Genomic DNA, 17,550 nt, shown 5'->3' with positions numbered 1-17,550 from the left:
TGCTTACTCGTGCACGATAGTGCAGTTGCGGCCAGCCTCTTTCGCCTGATACAGGGCTTGATCGGCTTGTGACACCCAAGTATCGCTATCGATTATGCTCGGAGTGAGTTCGCAAATGCCTAAACTCACGGTGATCTTGATAAGGTGTTCTTCATACCAGATCTCTGACTGCTCGAGTTTCTTACGCAGACGTTCGGCAAAGAAGCGTGCGTTAGCCGCCGGTGTATTTGCCAAGATGACGCCAAACTCTTCTCCACCATAACGCCCGGCACAATCGGTTTCCCGTAACGATTTTTTAATGGTGTGAGAAACGTTTTGGAGCACTCTGTCACCCGCTTGATGGCCATAGGTATCGTTGATCGATTTGAAGTGGTCGATATCGAGCATTACTAAAGTCGTGTCGCTGCCATAACGTGCATGGCGATCAAATTCTTTCTGTAGGCATAATTCCCAGTGACGACGATTAAACAGCTGAGTTAGACCATCTACCTGACTTAGGTATTCCAAGCGTTCATTAGCAGACTTTAACTGCAGTTTATTGATCGCAACGTCAGTAACATCATAGACAATCATGCTGATGTGGGTCACTTCACCAGTCAATGACGACAGTGGTAGCAGAGTGACGTTTTGGTACATGAAATCGGCTCGCCCTGTAATAGGTCGATAGTTCTTGAACTGGAACACGAATGGACGCTGTTCCCAGCTAATAAAAGCCCTGTTCTTCAGTAGGTAAACCGACTCCATCTTTTGCTTCAACCACTTTGCTGGCAGGTAATCAAACTGCTCAAACAGGTTTTTGTCTTTGATCGAGTTCGGGGTGACACCGCTGTGGTTTTCCATGAAGCCGTTCCACAGCTGGATGTTGTAGTCTCTATCAAGAACGACTAAGCCTACTTCTATGGTCTGTACCATATCGATGAGCCAGTGGAGTTCGTTCATTGCGGTTAGATCTGTATTTTTATCCATCTTATCAGGTATCTTAATCCAGCAAGTAGCCGAGCTTATAGTTGAGTGTTGGTAGCGAGTCTTCGGTAAACAGAAGCAAGAGATCGCATTGAATATCATGGTCTTCGATACGGTAATTGATCTCCATCGCCAGCGTTCGGTTCCATTTATCGGAGTTTTCACTGATCAGGTTATTGACGCTGCAGTGTCGTCCCAACACGACAGGGTGACTCTGGCTGAACTTCATGTGCAGCTGTTCAGAGATCCCGTTGAGAAAGGCGCCAATGAGCACGTTGGCGGTATCTATCATCACCTCGAGCTCTGTCTGCTCATCTTCAGGGTGATCAAGCTTCATTAGCTTGGCCATATCTTGAAATGATGAGTCATGGAAAAGTAACAAGGCTTCGCCTGCCACCCCTGCGCCGATAAAGCCTTGGCAGAGTGCCGATACCGTACTCTGCTCCTCTGTGGCCTTAAGCGTCATGGTGAGCTCGCTGACCTCCAATACGTTTACATTTGGGATCGGCAGCTTCACAAAGACATTTAATAGCTTAGAGAGTAGATCCGCTGCGCGTCCCATGGCGACGTTAGCCACCTCTTGGCAGGCATCACGCAGATCGACTTTGATCATGGGGGAGCGATCTTGCCCAGCGCCCTGAGCTAATTCCAAAATGCCGTACTCTTGCAGAATGTGGCTGATGGAATCGGCACTGACAGGTTTTTGAATAAAGTCGAGTGCGCCTAAGTTTTTGACTCGTTCATGAGCCTTAATCTGAATATCGCCAGAAACGACAATCACCAGCGCGGGCAGATCTTCTTTCTGGATCGCTTCTAAAACTTGATAACCGTCCATCACAGGCATGTTCAGATCGAGAAAGACGACTTCGCCTTTACCTTCACGAATTGCTTCGATGCCTTCTAAGCCATTGGTGGCATAGGTGATCTCGACATCCCAGTCTTTAGGGAGAGTGCGTGCCATCTGCTTACGGGCTAGCGCAGAGTCATCACAAATTAATATGGGGAGCGGCATTGCTATTGTTATTTCCTATTCATCAACTACTGAGATCTTCGCAGCCAATAAAGTCCTAATCTTGGTCGCTAGAGTCTGTGTCATCTATATAGAGCCAGTGGGTCGCAGCTGGAATATCGATCATTCAGTAGCGCGTCCATGGATTGTGTCGTCAAAACGGATACTCTGACTACCTTCCATGACGTAGTCCCTTAACATAGGGTAGCACTACAACCCGATTATTCATCATCAACTTAGCTAATAGAAAGCTATTTGCAGTGACAATAAAATGACGAGCGTCAGAATTACCGCTTTATGTTATAGCTATTAACGAAATATTCCAAATGTGTTAACTTGCTCATCTGGACAGACCACTTTCCGAGAAAGGACGCCAAGATGAGTCATGACTTAGTACGAGTAACCAAAAACGGTGGCATTGCTTATGTGAGTCTCAATCGACCTGAAAAGTATAACGCTTTGAATTATAAGCTTTTCAAAGAGATTGATCTCTGTATTAAAAAATTAGCAAAAGACAGAGCGCTTACCGCAGTGGTGCTTTTTGGTGAAGGCGATAATTTTAGCTCAGGTTTAGATGTGAAAAGTGTGATGAGCTCGCCATTAGACGCGGTCAAATTATTATTTAAGTTTGTTCCGGGTAACGCTAATTTAGCTCAGCGAGTCTCTATTGGTTGGCGTCGATTGCCAGTTCCCGTTATCGCGGTGCTCGAGGGAGTCTGCTATGGCGGCGGCATGCAAATAGCTCTTGGGGCGGACTTTAGAATCGCTGCTCCAGATTGCAAAATGTCAATAATGGAAGCTAAGTGGGGGCTGGTTCCTGATATGGCAGGTCTTGCAGGTTTGCGAGAGTTAATGCCAAAAGATCAAGCGCTTAAGCTTACTATGTCGGCAGATGTTTTATCGGCCGAGCAGGCTCTATCCATCAATTTAGTCACAGCAGTAGAGAAGGAACCCTTGGCGGCGGCGACAGCGTTAGCAACTCAATTAGCACGTACATCCCCCGATGCTAATGCCGCGATTAAGCACAGTATTAACAAAAACTGGTCGAGCTCAATTCGACAATTATTGGGACGTGAGTCCTGGTATCAGGTGCGATTACTCATGGGGAAAAATCGAGTCATAGCGGCCCAGAGACAGAGTAAAAAAACCGACAAAACTTATCTGAGTCGGCAGTCAGGTTGGTAATTTTTAGGGAATAGTACAATACGTGATCTAACTCACGAATTTTTGTGAATTTTCTGTAGTAGGTAGAGGCTTATTTTACACTCCAGCTTATTCTAGGGTTTTGATGATTGAGCTACCAGCTGTTAGTCATTTCTTAAAACCTCTCTATCTTAAGTATTGGAATTTATTGAGCTATGCGCGAACTGTTTGAACGTTTTCTCTGGAGCAGCCGTTTATCGGTTATGTTTGGTGTCTTGTCATGTATCGTGGCGGCGTTTGTCGTATTTGCCATGGGGCTGAGAGATGTCGTACATATGATTGATCTTATTCTTGGTTATATCTTCAGTGGTAGCCATGCGGTGCGTAACGATTTAGTGATGGTCGTGGTGGAGATCTTAGATACTTTCCTACTCGGCGCGGTATTACTCATTTTTGCATTCGGTCTGTATGAGTTATTTATCAATAACCTTAAAGGTGCCAGTCAGAGTGAAGCTGCAGGTAAGATCTTGATTATCAGCAGTATCGATTCGCTTAAGAGCAAGCTCGGTAAAGTGATCTTAATGATGCTAATCATTAAGGTGTTTTCTTTCTTTACCGATATGAAACCGACCTCTATGTTGGAGCTGCTCTATATGGGCATTACCGTGGTATTGATCGCTGGGGCTTTGAAGCTGAGCAAAGATTAATTCCACAGTTCATATTTAATAAGATAAAGCCTATCCATTTGGATAGGCTTTATTGATCCTAGTGGCAAAACCTTCGATTAACTCAAGGCAGTCATCCCAAGTCACCTTAAGGGTTAAGTCTAAGGCTAATACTTGCTGACTATATCGGGTGGGCGTATTAGCGGGTGCCAGTGTTAATCGCTGCACCTGAGTGGCAAGGGATTGTGCAGTGCCATCCTTAGATTGAATATCTAATACCGGAATTGAGAGCGCCGCCAGTTTCTCGGGTAGCGCTTGGTTAGCCGATTCCAGCTCGCTATAGGGATTCACTATCACCATCAAGTCGGGCTTAGGTAGACGCTTGGTTTCTAGCAACTCAATAATCAAATTCGCGCTGTCACCTATCGTCACTAGCATTCGCTTACCCGCAAAATGTTTGCCTAAGGTATCGAGTTGAGCCATGGAGGCGAGCATAAAGTCTTGCTGCTTAAGTTGGATCTTTTGTGACTCTAAAAGCGCCTGTTGCGTGTCTGGAGTCGCTGCCGTACTAGCTGTATCAGACGCTTCAATTTCGGTGTGGGTATCCAATAGTGGCGGTGGTGTCACCGCCAGAGTTGCCCAGCCTACACTATTTAGCTCGCGCCTAAGGTAGCTGGCTAAACCTGGCGCATCGGCGCGCTCGCCTATGGCCGGCACTATAATGGCTAACCCAAGCCGTTTCTTACCTATCCAGGGGCGCAGCAGCGCAGGAACGCTCTTATCTTCAACTTGCAGTTGTTTGACTTCATTGGCTGGAAGGTAGTTGTATTCAGGGTTAGATGCCGATGCCATAAAAGAGCCGAGGCAAAGTAGGGCACCACAAGTGAGACTCATGAGTGACAGGGGCTTAGCTAAAATGGGCTTAGCCAAAGTAGACAACAATTTCATACTGGCGACTTAATTTACTGAGATAACAAGGCGCCTGCAGTATATATGTTTATGGTATTAGCATCATGTGTTTATAAAAACAGGCCATAAAAAAGCCCTGAAACATCAGGGCTTATTTTAGCTGAGCCAGTGACCTACTAAGTTAGGCCTAGCTGATTCGTTTGACCTTAGGCGTGGCTAACTAGCACCAATCTAATCGCATCAAGTTGTAGCTTGCTGCTGTCTAAGTAACGGTTTAGCTCGCTCATCTGTTCGCTTAGGTGGCTTAGCTCTTCGTCACGAATGTTCGGGTTCACCGCTTTTAACGCCTTCAATCGTTCAAGTTCGCCCGATAACTGACTGGTCATCTTCTCACGAGCGCACTCTGTTAGCGTTTGCAGTTCGGCACTCGCCACACTCTCGGCTTTAGCAAGCAGAGGGTGCAAAATTGCCTGTGAAGCATTAACCAGCTTGCTGGCGATATGGCGATTCACCGCGCTTAACTGTTTGTTAAAGCTCTCGTAAGTCACGTTGTCAGACAGGTTGTTGCCGTTCTTATCCAATAACACACGGATAGGTGTTGGTGGTAGGTAACGGTATAGCTGGCTAGACTTAGGCGCTGACGCATCGGCTAGGTAGATAAGCTCTAGGAACACAGTACCCGCCGGCAGAGCCTTGTTCTTCAGTACCGCAACGCTAGTGGTACCCGTCTCAGATGAGGTGATCAGATCCAGACCCGTTTGCACCAGTGGGTGCTCCTGGGTGATCAGTGCGATATCATCACGAGACAGTGCCATCTCACGGTCGAAGGTGACGGTAATGCCATCTTCAGGTAGACCCGGATAAGTCGGGAACATCATGTGCTCACTTGGGTGCAATACGATGGCGTTTTCACCGCTATCTTCCTGCTCGACACCGATAATATCCCACAGACGGATAACAGAGCCGATAAGCTGAGTATCTTCATCTTTGTCCGCTAGGCTTTGCACTAACTTGTTAGCACGCTCACCGCCGTGAGAGTTGATCTCAAGCAGTTTATCGCGGCCTTGTTCCATCGCGATTTTCAGCTCTTGATAACGCGCCTTAGTGCTATCGAGTAAGCTCTCTAAGGTTTCTTGGTCGTTATTAAGCAGACTCTCTAATAGCTCGCCAGAGAATTCGTTAAATAGAATGTGGCCACTTGGGCAGGTGCATTCAAAGGCATTTAGCCCTTGGTGATACCACTGCATCAATCTCTCTTGTGCCGTGTTAGCTAAGAAAGGTAGGTGGATCTCAACATCGTTCTTCTGACCGATACGATCGAGACGACCGATACGTTGCTCCAGTAGATCTGGGTTTAGCGGTAGATCGAACAGCACCAAGTTGCTAGCAAACTGGAAGTTACGACCTTCAGAACCGATCTCGCTACAGATAAGTGCTTGTGCGCCGCCAGTTTCTTGCGCGAAGTAGGCGCCCGCTTTGTCGCGTTCGATGATCGACATGCCTTCATGGAACACGGTTGCTTGAATACCTTCACGGGTACGCAGCGCTTCCTCTAGGCTCAAGGCGGTTTCGGCTTGGCTGGCAATAATGAGCACTTTCTTGCTGCGGTTGTTCTTTAAGAAGTCGATTAGCCAATCCACACGAGGATCGAACTTCCACCATGCAGCACTGCCACTGTCGAAGTCTTGGTAGATCTTCTCAGGGCTTAATACTTGGCGAACTTTAGCATTAGTGTCTAAATGCTTGTTCATCATAGAGCTAACGCGAGATGCCGTGATGTATTGCTCAGGCATCTTTTGTGGGTGCACATGCAAGTTACGCACAGGGAAGCCTTTTACCGATGCGCGGCTGTTACGGTAAAGCACGCGGCCTGTACCATGACGGTCTAGCAGATCTTGCAGCAGTTCATCACGAGCTTGGAAGCGACTGTCAGCATCGGCCGCTTCGTCTTGAATGAGAGCGATTGACTCGCTGATATCTTTCTCAGACAGTAGCTGCGTTAAGCTGGCCACAGACTCATCCGATAACGACTCGCCAGAGGCTAGGGCATCGGCGGCGGTTGCGACGTCTTTGTAGCTATCCTCTTCTTTAAGGAAGGCTTGGTAATCGTAGAAACGATCCGGATCCAGTAGGCGCAGACGCGCAAAGTGGCTCTGATGACCAAGTTGATCCGGCGTTGCGGTAAGCAGTAACACCCCAGGAATTTCTTCACTCAAGGCTTCAACAATTTGGTAAGCACGGCTTGGTGCTTCTTCCGACCACTCTAAATGATGGGCTTCGTCCACTACCATCAGATCCCAGTCTGCATCCAAGGCTTGCTCTAAACGGCGTTTCTTACGCAATAGATCCAGTGAACAGATCACTAGCTGCTCGGTATAGAAAGGGTTATCGTGGTCGGCATAAGCCTCAACGCAGCGGTCTTCATCGAATACCGAGAAGCGTAGGTTAAAGCGGCGCAGCATCTCAACTAACCATTGATGACGCAGAGTATCAGGTACGATAATCAAGATACGCTCGGCGCGTCCTGTCAGTAGTTGCTGATGGATAATTAAACCCGCTTCGATGGTCTTACCTAGACCTACCTCATCGGCAAGCAATACTCGCGGCGCAAAACGCTGACCCACTTCGTGAGCAATCCACTGTTGATGCGGGATCAATCCAACACGAGGCCCTTGCAGTCCTAGTAGATCTGAGGTCGCTAACTTATTGCGTAGCTGTTGACATTGGTAACGCACATTAAATCTGTCTAGGCGGTCGATTTGCCCGGCGAATAGACGATCTTGTGGCTTATTAAAACGGATATTGTGATTCAACAAGGTTTCACGCAGGCTCACCTGCTCACCAGTTTCACTATGGGTGCCGTGGTAAATAATCAGTGAATCTTTCTCTTCAACTTCGGTCACCGTCAACTTCCACTCTTCGTGGCTTTCTACGGTGTCGCCTGGGTTGTAAATAACACGAGTAAGTGGGGCTTCTGTACGAGAGAACAATCTGTTCTCGCCTGTTGCAGGGAAAAGAACGGTCACCATGCGACCCTCCACTCCAACTACGGTACCTAAACCTAATTCTGATTCGGTGTCACTGATCCAACGTTGACCTAAGGAAAACGGCATTTAAAACTCTCATATACTGGGTGAATCACAAGGGGCGCGTATGGTATACCAATCGTGAGCATATTGAAAATTGAACCCACTAATATTCGCCCCAATCTGAAATAGTAGTGTACAAAATAATCAGTTGCTCTGGAGTATTTTTTTGTTTCACAGCCCGGTCACATTCCCTCGATATTAATGAATCAAGTTTTACAGCTTAAAAACTATACCGGGCATTGAAGCCAAGTAATATTGGTGGCAGTATGAGATTAGGGCTAACAATAAAAGGGAACAGAGTCGATCTCATAATCAAAAAATTAATGCACAATTGGAGGCGCCATGGAACAAGACGACAGAAAGTTGTTTGTACTGGATACCAACGTATTACTGCATGAACCTTTGGCTATTTACTCGTTTAAGGAGCATGACGTAGTCGTGCCAATGACAGTTCTGGAAGAGCTGGACCTAATTAAAGATAGAAAGCGAGATGTGAGTCGCGATGCAAGAGTTGCGATTAGAGCGTTAGAAGATATTTTAGGAGGACAGACGACACCCGAGCAGATAGTGCAAGGTGTTTCGCTACCAAGCCGAGAGGGTCACGGTGACGCTTCAGGCACCCTGTCGATTTTCCCCGACCATCAGATTGAGTTCACCATCGGCAGCATGCCCGGTGACAACAACGATAACCGCATCATCAATACCGCGCTGCATCTACAGCAGCTACATCAACCTCGCAAAGTGGTGCTGGTCACCAAAGATATCAATATGCGCCTCAAGGCCAAGGGCGCGGGCATTCAGCAGGTAGAAGATTATCGTACCGACCAGTTGATCGATGATATTCGTTTCCTCACCAAAGGATTTCACCGTTTCTCTGGGAGCTTCTGGGAGCGTACCGATGATGTCACTACCGAAAGCGATGGCCGCCATACGGTGCACAGCGTACCTATAGATAAGCTCGGTGATGACACCTTCTATACCAATCAGTATCTATTGGATGACAGCGATGATTTTTGTGGACGCATTGTCGAGAAGACTGATGCTGAACTTAAATTTTTAGACTTGGGGCAAGAGAGGTTACTTAACCTTGAGGCGTGGGGGATCAGGCCGAAGAATGTCTATCAAGGCATGGCGATGCAGGCCTTACTGGATCCGGAGATCGATTTAGTGATCCTAACGGGTCCCGCAGGGTGTGGTAAAACCTTACTAGCCTTAGCCGCAGCGCTTGAGCTGGTGGTTGAGCGAGCTCAGTATGAAAAGGTCATCGTCACTCGTAATACCCCAGAGATCGCCGAGTCTATCGGTTTCCTCCCCGGTACAGAGGAAGAGAAGATGGCGCCTTGGTTGGGAGCGATCACCGATACCCTAGAGGTATTGCATAAGCATGACGTCAATCCTAGTGGCAGTATGAATTACATCATGGATAAGGCCAATATTCAGTTTAAGTCGATTAACTTTATGCGTGGCCGCTCGATTCAAAACTCGGTGGTTATCCTCGATGAGTGCCAGAATCTAACCGCATCGCAGATCAAGACTATGATCACCCGAATGGGTGAGGGAACTAAGCTTATCTGTAGCGGTAACTTGTCGCAGATCGACTCAAATTACTTAACCGCAGTCACTTCGGGACTTACCTATATCGTCGAACGATTTAAGGATTTCGATGGTAGTGCCAATATCTACCTAAATGGCGTGGTTCGTTCTCGTTTAGCCGAGTTTGCCGAAGAAAACCTCTAGTTCGCGCTGTTTTAGCTTTCTCGAGTTAAGACGGAGTTTACAGATATAAAAGGCCTCACTATTATTGAGGCCTTTTTATACATTTTTAGGCTATGATTGAAAGCTATCTTCCTGATATTATTGGTTCGAGCCGAGAACTGTTTGGCACATATTTTGATTGCTCACCAGAGAGTATTACCAAGGGTTGTAAATGAAACGGAATGAGCCGACTCTTCAGCTAAAGTCAACGATTCAAAAGAACTATAACAGAGCGGTTTTTTACACCTATATCGGGGTAATCATCATGGCTTTGGCAACGGCTTGGATGTCGTTTGACCGTCAAAAAGCGCAGCTGATCGAGCAGACCGAAGAGTTGGTTGAGCGTCATGTTTTGCAGGTGGATCTACTACTCGAGTCGAGCATTCGTGCGGTTAAGAGCCTGCGCAACGTGGCGGTAGATCATCTCAGATTAGGTGAGTTGGTGCGTAAAGAGCGCTTGCCTCAGTATGAGAAGTTTAACGAGAGTGGTCAGTTTTTTACCCTAGAGCCTAGCTACGCCAAGAGTGGCGAGCCCTTTACCAACATGGGGCGCATCACAGGTGCAGGTTCTCTCAATGGTCGCAGCGATAAGTTTTATCAAGAGCTGGAGATGCTATTCGAGCTATCTCTGTCTTTTCCGGTCGCCAATGAAGCGGCGCCTAAAGCCTCTTCTATCTATTACATCTCTAAACGCCGCATCATGTCTTACTTTCCGTGGCCGTCGGATGAGCAGCGCTTTCGTGATGAGCTGCTGAATAAGAAACAGTTTCAGTTAGTCACTCCGGCTAACAACCCCCAGCGCAGTGTGGCTTGGAGCCCGGCCTATGTTGAAGCCACGGGTAAAGGGCTATTAACCACCTTAGGTGTGCCTATCTACCTCGAAGATGAGTTTATCGGTTCGATCAACTTAGATATGACGCTGGCATCGCTACGTAAGCAAATTCGTCTCTATTTTAAGATGCCCGGCACGGTGATCTTGCTGGATCAGAACAATAATATTCTGACCCACAGCGATATCGATAATTCGGATATTAATCGGGTCTATCATATCAGTCAGAAGATCCCATCAGAACTGCACTCGATCCCTGAGTCAGAACTCTTCGATGCCCATGACGGCATGATCCGCAACGGCTATTACATTCACTCGGTGGCGCTGCATAATGCTCCGTGGCGCTTGCTCTACCTGCAAGATGTCGATGAATTATTTAAAGATTCATGGGAAAAGTTGGAGCTCACCTTCGTGTTGGTGGTGATGGCGTTATCGGTATTGGTAACCATCGTTCACTGGTTGACTCGTCGTTCATTCGTCAACCCAGCCTCAAGATTGTTGACTCATCTCGAGGAGTGCTCGGCCGAGCCTATCAAGCCGCCAGAGAAAATAACCGTCGGTTGGGCCCCATGGTTCCAGCTGGTGAGCCGGATTTTTGAAGAGAACAAGCAGTATACTCGCCACCTCGCGGAGCAGAATCGCCGCCTAGATAAGTTGGTGGCTCAGCGCACCGAACGGCTAAAAGACACCACTGAGCAACGTGAGAAGGAATACGCCTTGCTACGCTCTTTGCTGGACTCGATCCCAGAAGCGATTGTCTTTAAAGATAAAGAGGGGCGTTATCTCGGTTGTAACAAATCGGCTGAACGGATGTTGGGCTTTAGTGAGAGTGAAATGATCGGTCAGCTCTCTGATGCGCTAACACCTGATGAGCAATCGGTGCGTATTCGCGCCGAAGATGAGCGCGTACTGACGGAAAGAACACCAGTGCGCTATCAAGAGAAGGTTGAGCTTGCGGGTAAACCTGTACTGCTAGATACCTTGAAGCTGCCGTTCTATAACCGTCATGGTGAGCTATTGGGCTTGATTGCCGTCTGGCGTGACGTGACCCGAGAGTACGAGTCTGCAGAGCAACTGCGTCTTTCCGAAGAGCGTTATCACCTTGCCATGGATGCGGTAGAAGATGGTCTATGGGACTGGTATCTAGACTCAGAGCAGATCATCTGCAACCCAGCTTATTATTCGATGCTGGGCTATAAGGTCAATGAATTCCCGGCCTTAGTATCGACCATCGATGAGCTTATCCATCCGGACGATCGTATTCGAGTGGAAGAGTATCGTGAGCAATACCTAGCTAACCCAGTTGGTGCCTATGACATCGAATTTAGAATGTTAGGTAAGAGCGGTGAGTACCATTGGCTGCTTTCCCGTGGGCGAGTGGTGGAGTACACCCCGAACAAAGAACCTAAGCGTATGGTGGGCACTCACAAGGATATTACCCGTCATAAGCGTAACGAAGTGGCGATGCTCGAGGCGAAGCAGGATGCCGAAATGGCTAACCTGTATAAGAGTGAGTTCTTGGCTAACATGAGCCACGAAATTCGTACTCCGATGAACGCCATTATTGGTATGTTGCAGCTGGCGCAGCGCACTTCACTCACCGCGCAGCAGAAAGATTACCTTGAAAAGGCAGGCTTCTCGGCGCACTCATTGCTACGGATCATCAATGACATCTTGGACTTCTCGAAGATTGAGGCGGGTAAGCTGGAGCTTGAACGTGTGGCCTTCCCGTTAGATAAGGTGCTGGATCACGCGCTGGATCTTAACGCGCTTAAGGCGCAAGAGAAGGGGGTCGAGCTTCTGCTTTATGCACCCGTGACCGCAGGTCTTATCCTAGAAGGTGATCCGCTACGTCTGGGACAGGTGTTAATTAACTTACTGTCTAATGCGGTTAAGTTTACCCAGTCTGGTGAAATTGAGCTTGGCTGTGAAGATGTGGGCGAGCGCGATCACCGTATCACCCTTAAGTTCTGGATCCGCGATACCGGGATCGGCATTAGCAAAGAGCAGCAGGCGACCCTTTTCGATGCCTTTGCGCAGGCCGATGGCTCTACCACCCGTAAATACGGTGGTACCGGACTTGGCTTATCTATCAGTAAGCATTTAGTGTCTATGATGGGCGGTCAGATGCAGGTAGAAAGTGAGATGGGTGTGGGCAGTACCTTTAGCTTTACCATCAGCTTTGAGATTGCCGAAGAGGCCGAGGTACAACCTTTAGTCGTGCCCGAAACCTTAGGTAACTTAAAGACCTTGGTTATCGATGATAACCCAACTGCGCTGCAGATCTATTCGAGCGTGATGCGTGACTTCCACTTTAATGTCGATACCGCCGCCAGTGGGCCTGAGGGACTGTATAAGTTAACCAAGAATCCTGTCGATCTTCTACTCGTCGATTGGATGATGCCAGAGATGGACGGCATCGAGGTGATCAAAGAGATCGATGAGATGGTGGCCGATGGTCGATTGGCGAAACGGCCTATCATCATGATGATGACAGCTTATGCTGCAGAGCCGATACACAAAGATGTAGAAGGTGCCAATGTGTTCGCCTTGCTGCAAAAGCCGTTTAAGGCTTCAACACTATTCGATGAGATTATCTCTGCCTTCGCCGATGAGCCGAGCTTAAATCCACTCCCCGAAAGTGTCGAGGAGGCGGCCGATGAAGACACTGGCTATGTGTTATTAGTTGAAGATAACTTTATCAACCAGCAGGTGGCGACCGAGCTACTCAAGAGTGCGGGTTATACGGTAGATGTGGCTGAAAATGGCCAGATAGCCTTGGATATGATCGATAAGGCCAACTATGACGCGGTGTTGATGGATATTCAGATGCCAGTGATGGATGGTCTCACCGCCACCAAGGAGCTACGTAAGCGTTACTCTGCAGAAGAGTTACCTGTGATTGCTATGACGGCCCATGCCATGTCTGGCGACAGAGAGAAGAGCTTGGCGGCGGGCATGAACGCGCACATTACTAAGCCTATCGTGCTCACAGAGCTGTTTGATACCTTGAGCCATTGGATCGCAGAATGCGGTAGGAAATCTTAAGTCCGGTGTTAACTCAATCTGTGATGGGTATTAGGCGGTAAGTGATACTTATTCAAATAGACTAATATAGGCTTGCTAAAGTGCAAGCCTATTTATTAAGCTAAATGCCATTCATTATATAAAGCAAACAAACTCATTAATAATAAAGGCTATTGTAGGCAACGAATACGATAGCGACCAACAAGGATCAAGGAGATCGAATGAGACCCTACAAGCTCGCACTGGCAATTGCGCTCGCCGTCGTGCCTATGACCAGTGCTGTGGCTGCCACCACAAACACTGCCACACTGATTAAGAAAAGTCAGGCAGCAACAGGTTTCATCAATCTGTTTTATGAACAAGCATCGGGGGATCTCTACCTCGAAGCCAATAAATTAGATCAACCTTTTTTAATGCTCACCAGCTTGCCCCATGGTGTCGGATCCAATGATATCGGTCTCGACAGAGGTCAGCTTGGCCGTACCCGCATGGTGCAGTTTGAGCGCCACGGCCCCTATCTGATTTTAAAGCAGCTTAATACCTACTACCGCGCTAACACTGACAACGCCGCCGAGCAGCGCGCGGTAAAAGAGGCCTTTGCCGAGTCTGTTTTATGGCGTGGCAAAGTGGTAACCGGTAAACGTAATCTGGTGGCGATCAATGACTTAGTCGTTAACGATCTACATGGTATTAGCGATGTACTCGAACGAACTAAGCAGGGCAGCTATCAGCTAGATCCATCAAAGTCGTTGATTTTGCCTGAAGGGGTAAAATCCTTCGAGCGCAACAGCGATATCGACGTGCTGCTGACCTTTAATGCCGCCAAAGAAGGTAACTACGTCGCTCAGGTGACTCCCGATGCTAAGCATCTATCAGTGCGTCTGCGCTACTCATTTGTCGCGCTACCCGAAGAGGGCTATCAGGCACGCGCTTATCATCCTTTAAGTGGCTACTTGTCGGATGAATATCTCGATTACGGCACCCGTGTCGATGAAGATATTCGTCAGCGTTTTATTCTGCGTCATCGCTTAGAAAAAGTGACTCCAGGTAGCGCGCCAAGCCAAGTGGTTAAACCTATTACCTATTATCTCGATCCTGGGGTACCCGAGCCGATTCGAACGGCACTTCTAGAGGGAGCAAGCTGGTGGGAAGATGCCTTTACCGATGCGGGCTTTATCAATGGCTTTAAGGTTGAATTACTGCCGGAAGATGCCGATCCACAGGATGTGCGTTACAACGTGATCCAGTGGGTACACCGCGCGACTCGTGGCTGGTCTTATGGTTCGGCAGTGACCGATCCGCGCACCGGTGAAATTATTAAGGGCCATGTGACACTCGGCAGTCAACGCGTGCGCCAAGATCACCTGATCGCCCGTGGCCTAACCGCAGGCTGGGAAGATAGAGCCGCAGCGGACGAGGCTTCGATGGCGCTGGCGCTGGCGCGTATTCGCCAACTGTCTGCCCATGAAGTTGGCCATACATTAGGACTGGATCATAACTTCGCGGCATCGAGTAATAACAACGCCTCGGTGATGGACTACCCGCACCCTATGGTGACTATCAATGACGACAAAATTGATATCAGTAAGCCTTACGATGAAGGTATTGGCGAGTGGGATAAATATACCGTGGCCTATGGCTACGGTGAGTACACAGCTGCCGCAGAGGAAGCGCAAGGGCTTGCTAAGCTTAGAGACGATGTCACTATACAGGGGCTGAGATATATAGGTGAGGCTGACTCACGTAGCGCAGGGGCGAGCAATGCCTACGCCAGCCTTTGGGATAACGGCAACGATCCCGTGGCGGAGCTGACTCGACTCGGCGAGGTGCGCACCAAAGCCATTGCGGACTTTTCAGCAGAGGCCTTACTTGCAGAGCAGCCACAAGGTGAGCTGCAAGATGCGTTTGTCCCCATCTATCTACTGACACGCTTTCAGATCGCAGCGGCGGCCAAGATGATTGGCGGCACCACATATAGCTATAGTAATGGTGTCGATGGAATGAGTTGGCATTATGTGGCGCCAGCAATTCAGCAGCAGGCATTAGAAGCCCTGTTAGCAACACTTTCTCCAGATGTGTTAGTGGTAGATGAGAAGCTACAGGAACTCTTGGTACCAAAGGCGGGCAACTATTATAAGACTCGTGAGAGCTTTGACTCAGGCTTAGGAGTGATTACCGACCCTCTCGGTATGGCGGAAGTATTGAGCCGCTTAACCCTGTCACAGCTCTATACACCGGAGCGCATCAACCGAGTTAACCAAGCCTACTTGAGTGACAAAGAGCAGCTATCGGTGACTAAGTTGACCGATAAGGTGCTGGCGAGCACGCTATTTAGCGATATTCCAACTGGGGCAGAACTGGGCGTGTGGATGCGAGTGAATACCGTGACAGTCGATAGTCTGTTAGCGGCTTTGCATGATCCCAAGACCAGACCCGAAGTGAAAGCTCAGTTAGCAGAGCGTTTAGCTTATACGGTGAAGCAGCTTAAGCGTAAGGTGAAGCGAGTGAGTAGTTATGAAGCCGCTCATTATGCATGGCTACAGCAAGGTATTGAGAAGGGGCTTACGGATGCTAAGCATAAGCTGATTGCTAAGCCATTGGCGCTGCCGCCAGGATCGCCTATCTAAGCTCTGTATTTAGTCGGGGAGTTACTCGATAAAAAAAGCGCGAATATTCGCGCTTTTTTTTATCTTAAAAATTTGTGCTGTCGTTGAAACTATGTCGCTATCGCTTTGTCTACAGAGTAGATTTCATTTTAGTTTGCAACAGAATTGGTATATTGATGGCCAGACGTTTCGCGCATTGGGTATTGCTCTTTTCCTTGCTGGGGCAATTTCTGCTTACCCCGGCAATGGCATTGCCCGATCAGTTACATCAGTTTGGCCAGTCCTATCTGCAAGAGTTTGAACAGCATCTGCAGCAATCTGCTGTGCAGCTCAATAGTGAGCCCAGCATTACCGATAGCCGCGTATCTCCAAATGATGCGAGTTATACTCACATAGACCCCAGTTTGTTTAGCGATAACTTATTTAACTTAGTCGCCGACTTTGGCGAGCAAGTGAATGCGTTACTTTGTGAAGCAAGTTGTCAGATGTTGTCTTCAGGGCATTGCACTAACCACAGTAGCTGCGCCCCAGGTCTAGCTTCGCCATGTGTTTTGTCGCTAAAACAGAACATTGGCCAAGAGCAAATAGACGGGCCAAGCTGGTCAGTTAAAACCTTTAAACTTCATGTCGTTACCCCTCCTCCAATAGCGTAACTAGTTGTTAAAAATTCAGCTTTTTATGTTTAAATTGTATCAAAATGCAAAATTTGCTTCTTTTTTATTCTCTATAACAGGCAGATAACGTAGACTGTTTGTTAAGCGAATGTAGGCAGATAAGATTGGAGTTGTATATGAATAAGTTAACCAGCGTAGCCTTAACACTAGCAATTGGCTGTATCTCTACCTCAGCAATGGCAGAACGACCAGATTTTTCGAAGACAGAAGCAGCACGTGCTGATTATGATTTTTCAAAAAATGTATCAGCAGCTTTAAAGGTAAATGATATTAAGCGTATCTCTACACGTCACGATTTTTCAAAGACATTAGCTGCCACAAGTAGTTACGACTTTTCAAAAAATCCTCACGTTGAGCCAGTCAAGCATGCTCACCCTTCTAGTCAGCACGATTTCTCTAAAACCGAAGCACTGCTCGACGGCAGTTTATAATGCTAGATCTAGATTGCTAAATTTAGCTTTTTAGTGAAATGACAGAGTAAAAGGGCTACTGCAAAGTAGCCTTTTTTTGTGGTTGAAGCTTAAGCGAGATTAACGCCAGTGTGACTAGGGCTTCAGTTCTGCATCATCGAGTCTTTTACCTTGTCGGTAGGCGTCGATGACACCTATTGCCCAAGCGGCAACAAACGCCATGGTGGCGATATTGATATAGAGCGCCTCATTGCCCACAGGTGCCTGAGTCACGGCACTATAGATGGCATTAAGCTCAAGCGGGATCTCGCCGTTTAAGATCTGCTGCGAGATAAGCTGAGCACGCTGATAGGCATGCCAAATTAAAAAACACAGGCTGGTTATGGTCGTGAACAGTAACAGCTTACCCATAGCGTGTTTCTTTAGATAAAAATGACCACTGCCTGGGCAAACAAAGGCTGAGAGTAGTGC

Annotated in this window: 12 protein-coding genes; 7 read left to right on the top strand and 5 right to left on the bottom strand. The window is 47.9% G+C overall.

The features are described from left to right. Positions 1 to 3 precede the first annotated feature (3 nt). The gene (locus tag L1D44_RS10320) at positions 4 to 966 is read right to left on the bottom strand and encodes a sensor domain-containing diguanylate cyclase (RefSeq protein ID WP_239890393.1); all 963 of its coding nucleotides are present in this window, start codon (positions 964 to 966) and stop codon (positions 4 to 6) included. A gap of 13 nt (positions 967 to 979) precedes the next feature. Continuing rightward, on the bottom strand, positions 980 to 1,975 hold the full coding sequence (locus L1D44_RS10315) for a response regulator (protein ID WP_239890391.1): 996 nt from the start codon (positions 1,973 to 1,975) through the stop codon (positions 980 to 982). Between the two features lie 375 nt (positions 1,976 to 2,350). Between L1D44_RS10315 and L1D44_RS10310 the strand changes: the two genes are divergently transcribed. Both L1D44_RS10310 and L1D44_RS10305 read left to right on the top strand, forming a co-directional pair. Continuing rightward, on the top strand, positions 2,351 to 3,157 hold the full coding sequence (locus tag L1D44_RS10310; protein ID WP_239890389.1) for a crotonase/enoyl-CoA hydratase family protein: 807 nt from the start codon (positions 2,351 to 2,353) through the stop codon (positions 3,155 to 3,157). A gap of 173 nt (positions 3,158 to 3,330) precedes the next feature. Beyond that, positions 3,331 to 3,822 (top strand): YqhA family protein, encoded by a 492-nt coding sequence (locus L1D44_RS10305; protein WP_220767094.1) that lies wholly within the window; start codon positions 3,331 to 3,333, stop codon positions 3,820 to 3,822. A gap of 30 nt (positions 3,823 to 3,852) precedes the next feature. On the opposite strand, the gene L1D44_RS10300 is transcribed toward L1D44_RS10305, so the two are convergent. Beyond that, on the bottom strand, positions 3,853 to 4,728 hold the full coding sequence (locus L1D44_RS10300) for a DUF3530 family protein (protein ID WP_239890388.1): 876 nt from the start codon (positions 4,726 to 4,728) through the stop codon (positions 3,853 to 3,855). A 167-nt stretch (positions 4,729 to 4,895) separates the two neighbouring features. Beyond that, entirely contained in the window at positions 4,896 to 7,802 is a 2,907-nt protein-coding gene (gene rapA / locus L1D44_RS10295) for an RNA polymerase-associated protein RapA (RefSeq protein WP_239890386.1), read from the bottom strand. A 318-nt stretch (positions 7,803 to 8,120) separates the two neighbouring features. Between rapA and L1D44_RS10290 the strand changes: the two genes are divergently transcribed. The 5 genes from L1D44_RS10290 (at position 8,121) to L1D44_RS10270 (ending at position 17,100) form a co-directional block, all read left to right on the top strand. After that, a complete protein-coding gene (locus L1D44_RS10290) occupies positions 8,121 to 9,515 on the top strand; it encodes a PhoH family protein (RefSeq protein ID WP_239890384.1) in 1,395 nt (464 codons plus the stop codon). Positions 9,516 to 9,705: 190 nt separating this feature from the next. Further along, positions 9,706 to 13,410, top strand: coding sequence for a response regulator (locus tag L1D44_RS10285; RefSeq protein WP_239890382.1), 3,705 nt, complete (start codon positions 9,706 to 9,708; stop codon positions 13,408 to 13,410). A 200-nt stretch (positions 13,411 to 13,610) separates the two neighbouring features. After that, the gene (locus L1D44_RS10280; protein WP_239890380.1) at positions 13,611 to 16,016 is read left to right on the top strand and encodes a zinc-dependent metalloprotease; all 2,406 of its coding nucleotides are present in this window, start codon (positions 13,611 to 13,613) and stop codon (positions 16,014 to 16,016) included. Positions 16,017 to 16,171: 155 nt separating this feature from the next. Further along, the gene (locus L1D44_RS10275; RefSeq protein ID WP_239890378.1) at positions 16,172 to 16,648 is read left to right on the top strand and encodes a hypothetical protein; all 477 of its coding nucleotides are present in this window, start codon (positions 16,172 to 16,174) and stop codon (positions 16,646 to 16,648) included. A gap of 137 nt (positions 16,649 to 16,785) precedes the next feature. Next, positions 16,786 to 17,100, top strand: coding sequence for a hypothetical protein (locus tag L1D44_RS10270; protein ID WP_220767101.1), 315 nt, complete (start codon positions 16,786 to 16,788; stop codon positions 17,098 to 17,100). 114 nt (positions 17,101 to 17,214) lie between these two features. On the opposite strand, the gene L1D44_RS10265 is transcribed toward L1D44_RS10270, so the two are convergent. Continuing rightward, the coding region (locus L1D44_RS10265; RefSeq protein ID WP_239890376.1) for a DUF6677 family protein at positions 17,215 to 17,550 on the bottom strand (336 nt) is incomplete at its 5' end.

Source organism: Shewanella sp. Isolate13 (genome assembly GCF_022398325.1).
Lineage (GTDB): Bacteria > Pseudomonadota > Gammaproteobacteria > Enterobacterales > Shewanellaceae > Shewanella.
This window is presented reverse-complemented; position numbering and strand designations above follow the sequence as displayed.

Coding starts and splice junctions, on each gene's coding strand:
- L1D44_RS10320 (WP_239890393.1), bottom strand. CDS start 966: ATGGATAAAAATACAGATCTAACCGCAATGAACGAACTCCACTGGCTC.
- L1D44_RS10315 (WP_239890391.1), bottom strand. CDS start 1,975: ATGCCGCTCCCCATATTAATTTGTGATGACTCTGCGCTAGCCCGTAAG.
- L1D44_RS10310 (WP_239890389.1), top strand. CDS start 2,351: ATGAGTCATGACTTAGTACGAGTAACCAAAAACGGTGGCATTGCTTAT.
- L1D44_RS10305 (WP_220767094.1), top strand. CDS start 3,331: ATGCGCGAACTGTTTGAACGTTTTCTCTGGAGCAGCCGTTTATCGGTT.
- L1D44_RS10300 (WP_239890388.1), bottom strand. CDS start 4,728: ATGAAATTGTTGTCTACTTTGGCTAAGCCCATTTTAGCTAAGCCCCTG.
- rapA (WP_239890386.1), bottom strand. CDS start 7,802: ATGCCGTTTTCCTTAGGTCAACGTTGGATCAGTGACACCGAATCAGAA.
- L1D44_RS10290 (WP_239890384.1), top strand. CDS start 8,121: ATGGAACAAGACGACAGAAAGTTGTTTGTACTGGATACCAACGTATTA.
- L1D44_RS10285 (WP_239890382.1), top strand. CDS start 9,706: ATGAAACGGAATGAGCCGACTCTTCAGCTAAAGTCAACGATTCAAAAG.
- L1D44_RS10280 (WP_239890380.1), top strand. CDS start 13,611: ATGAGACCCTACAAGCTCGCACTGGCAATTGCGCTCGCCGTCGTGCCT.
- L1D44_RS10275 (WP_239890378.1), top strand. CDS start 16,172: ATGGCCAGACGTTTCGCGCATTGGGTATTGCTCTTTTCCTTGCTGGGG.
- L1D44_RS10270 (WP_220767101.1), top strand. CDS start 16,786: ATGAATAAGTTAACCAGCGTAGCCTTAACACTAGCAATTGGCTGTATC.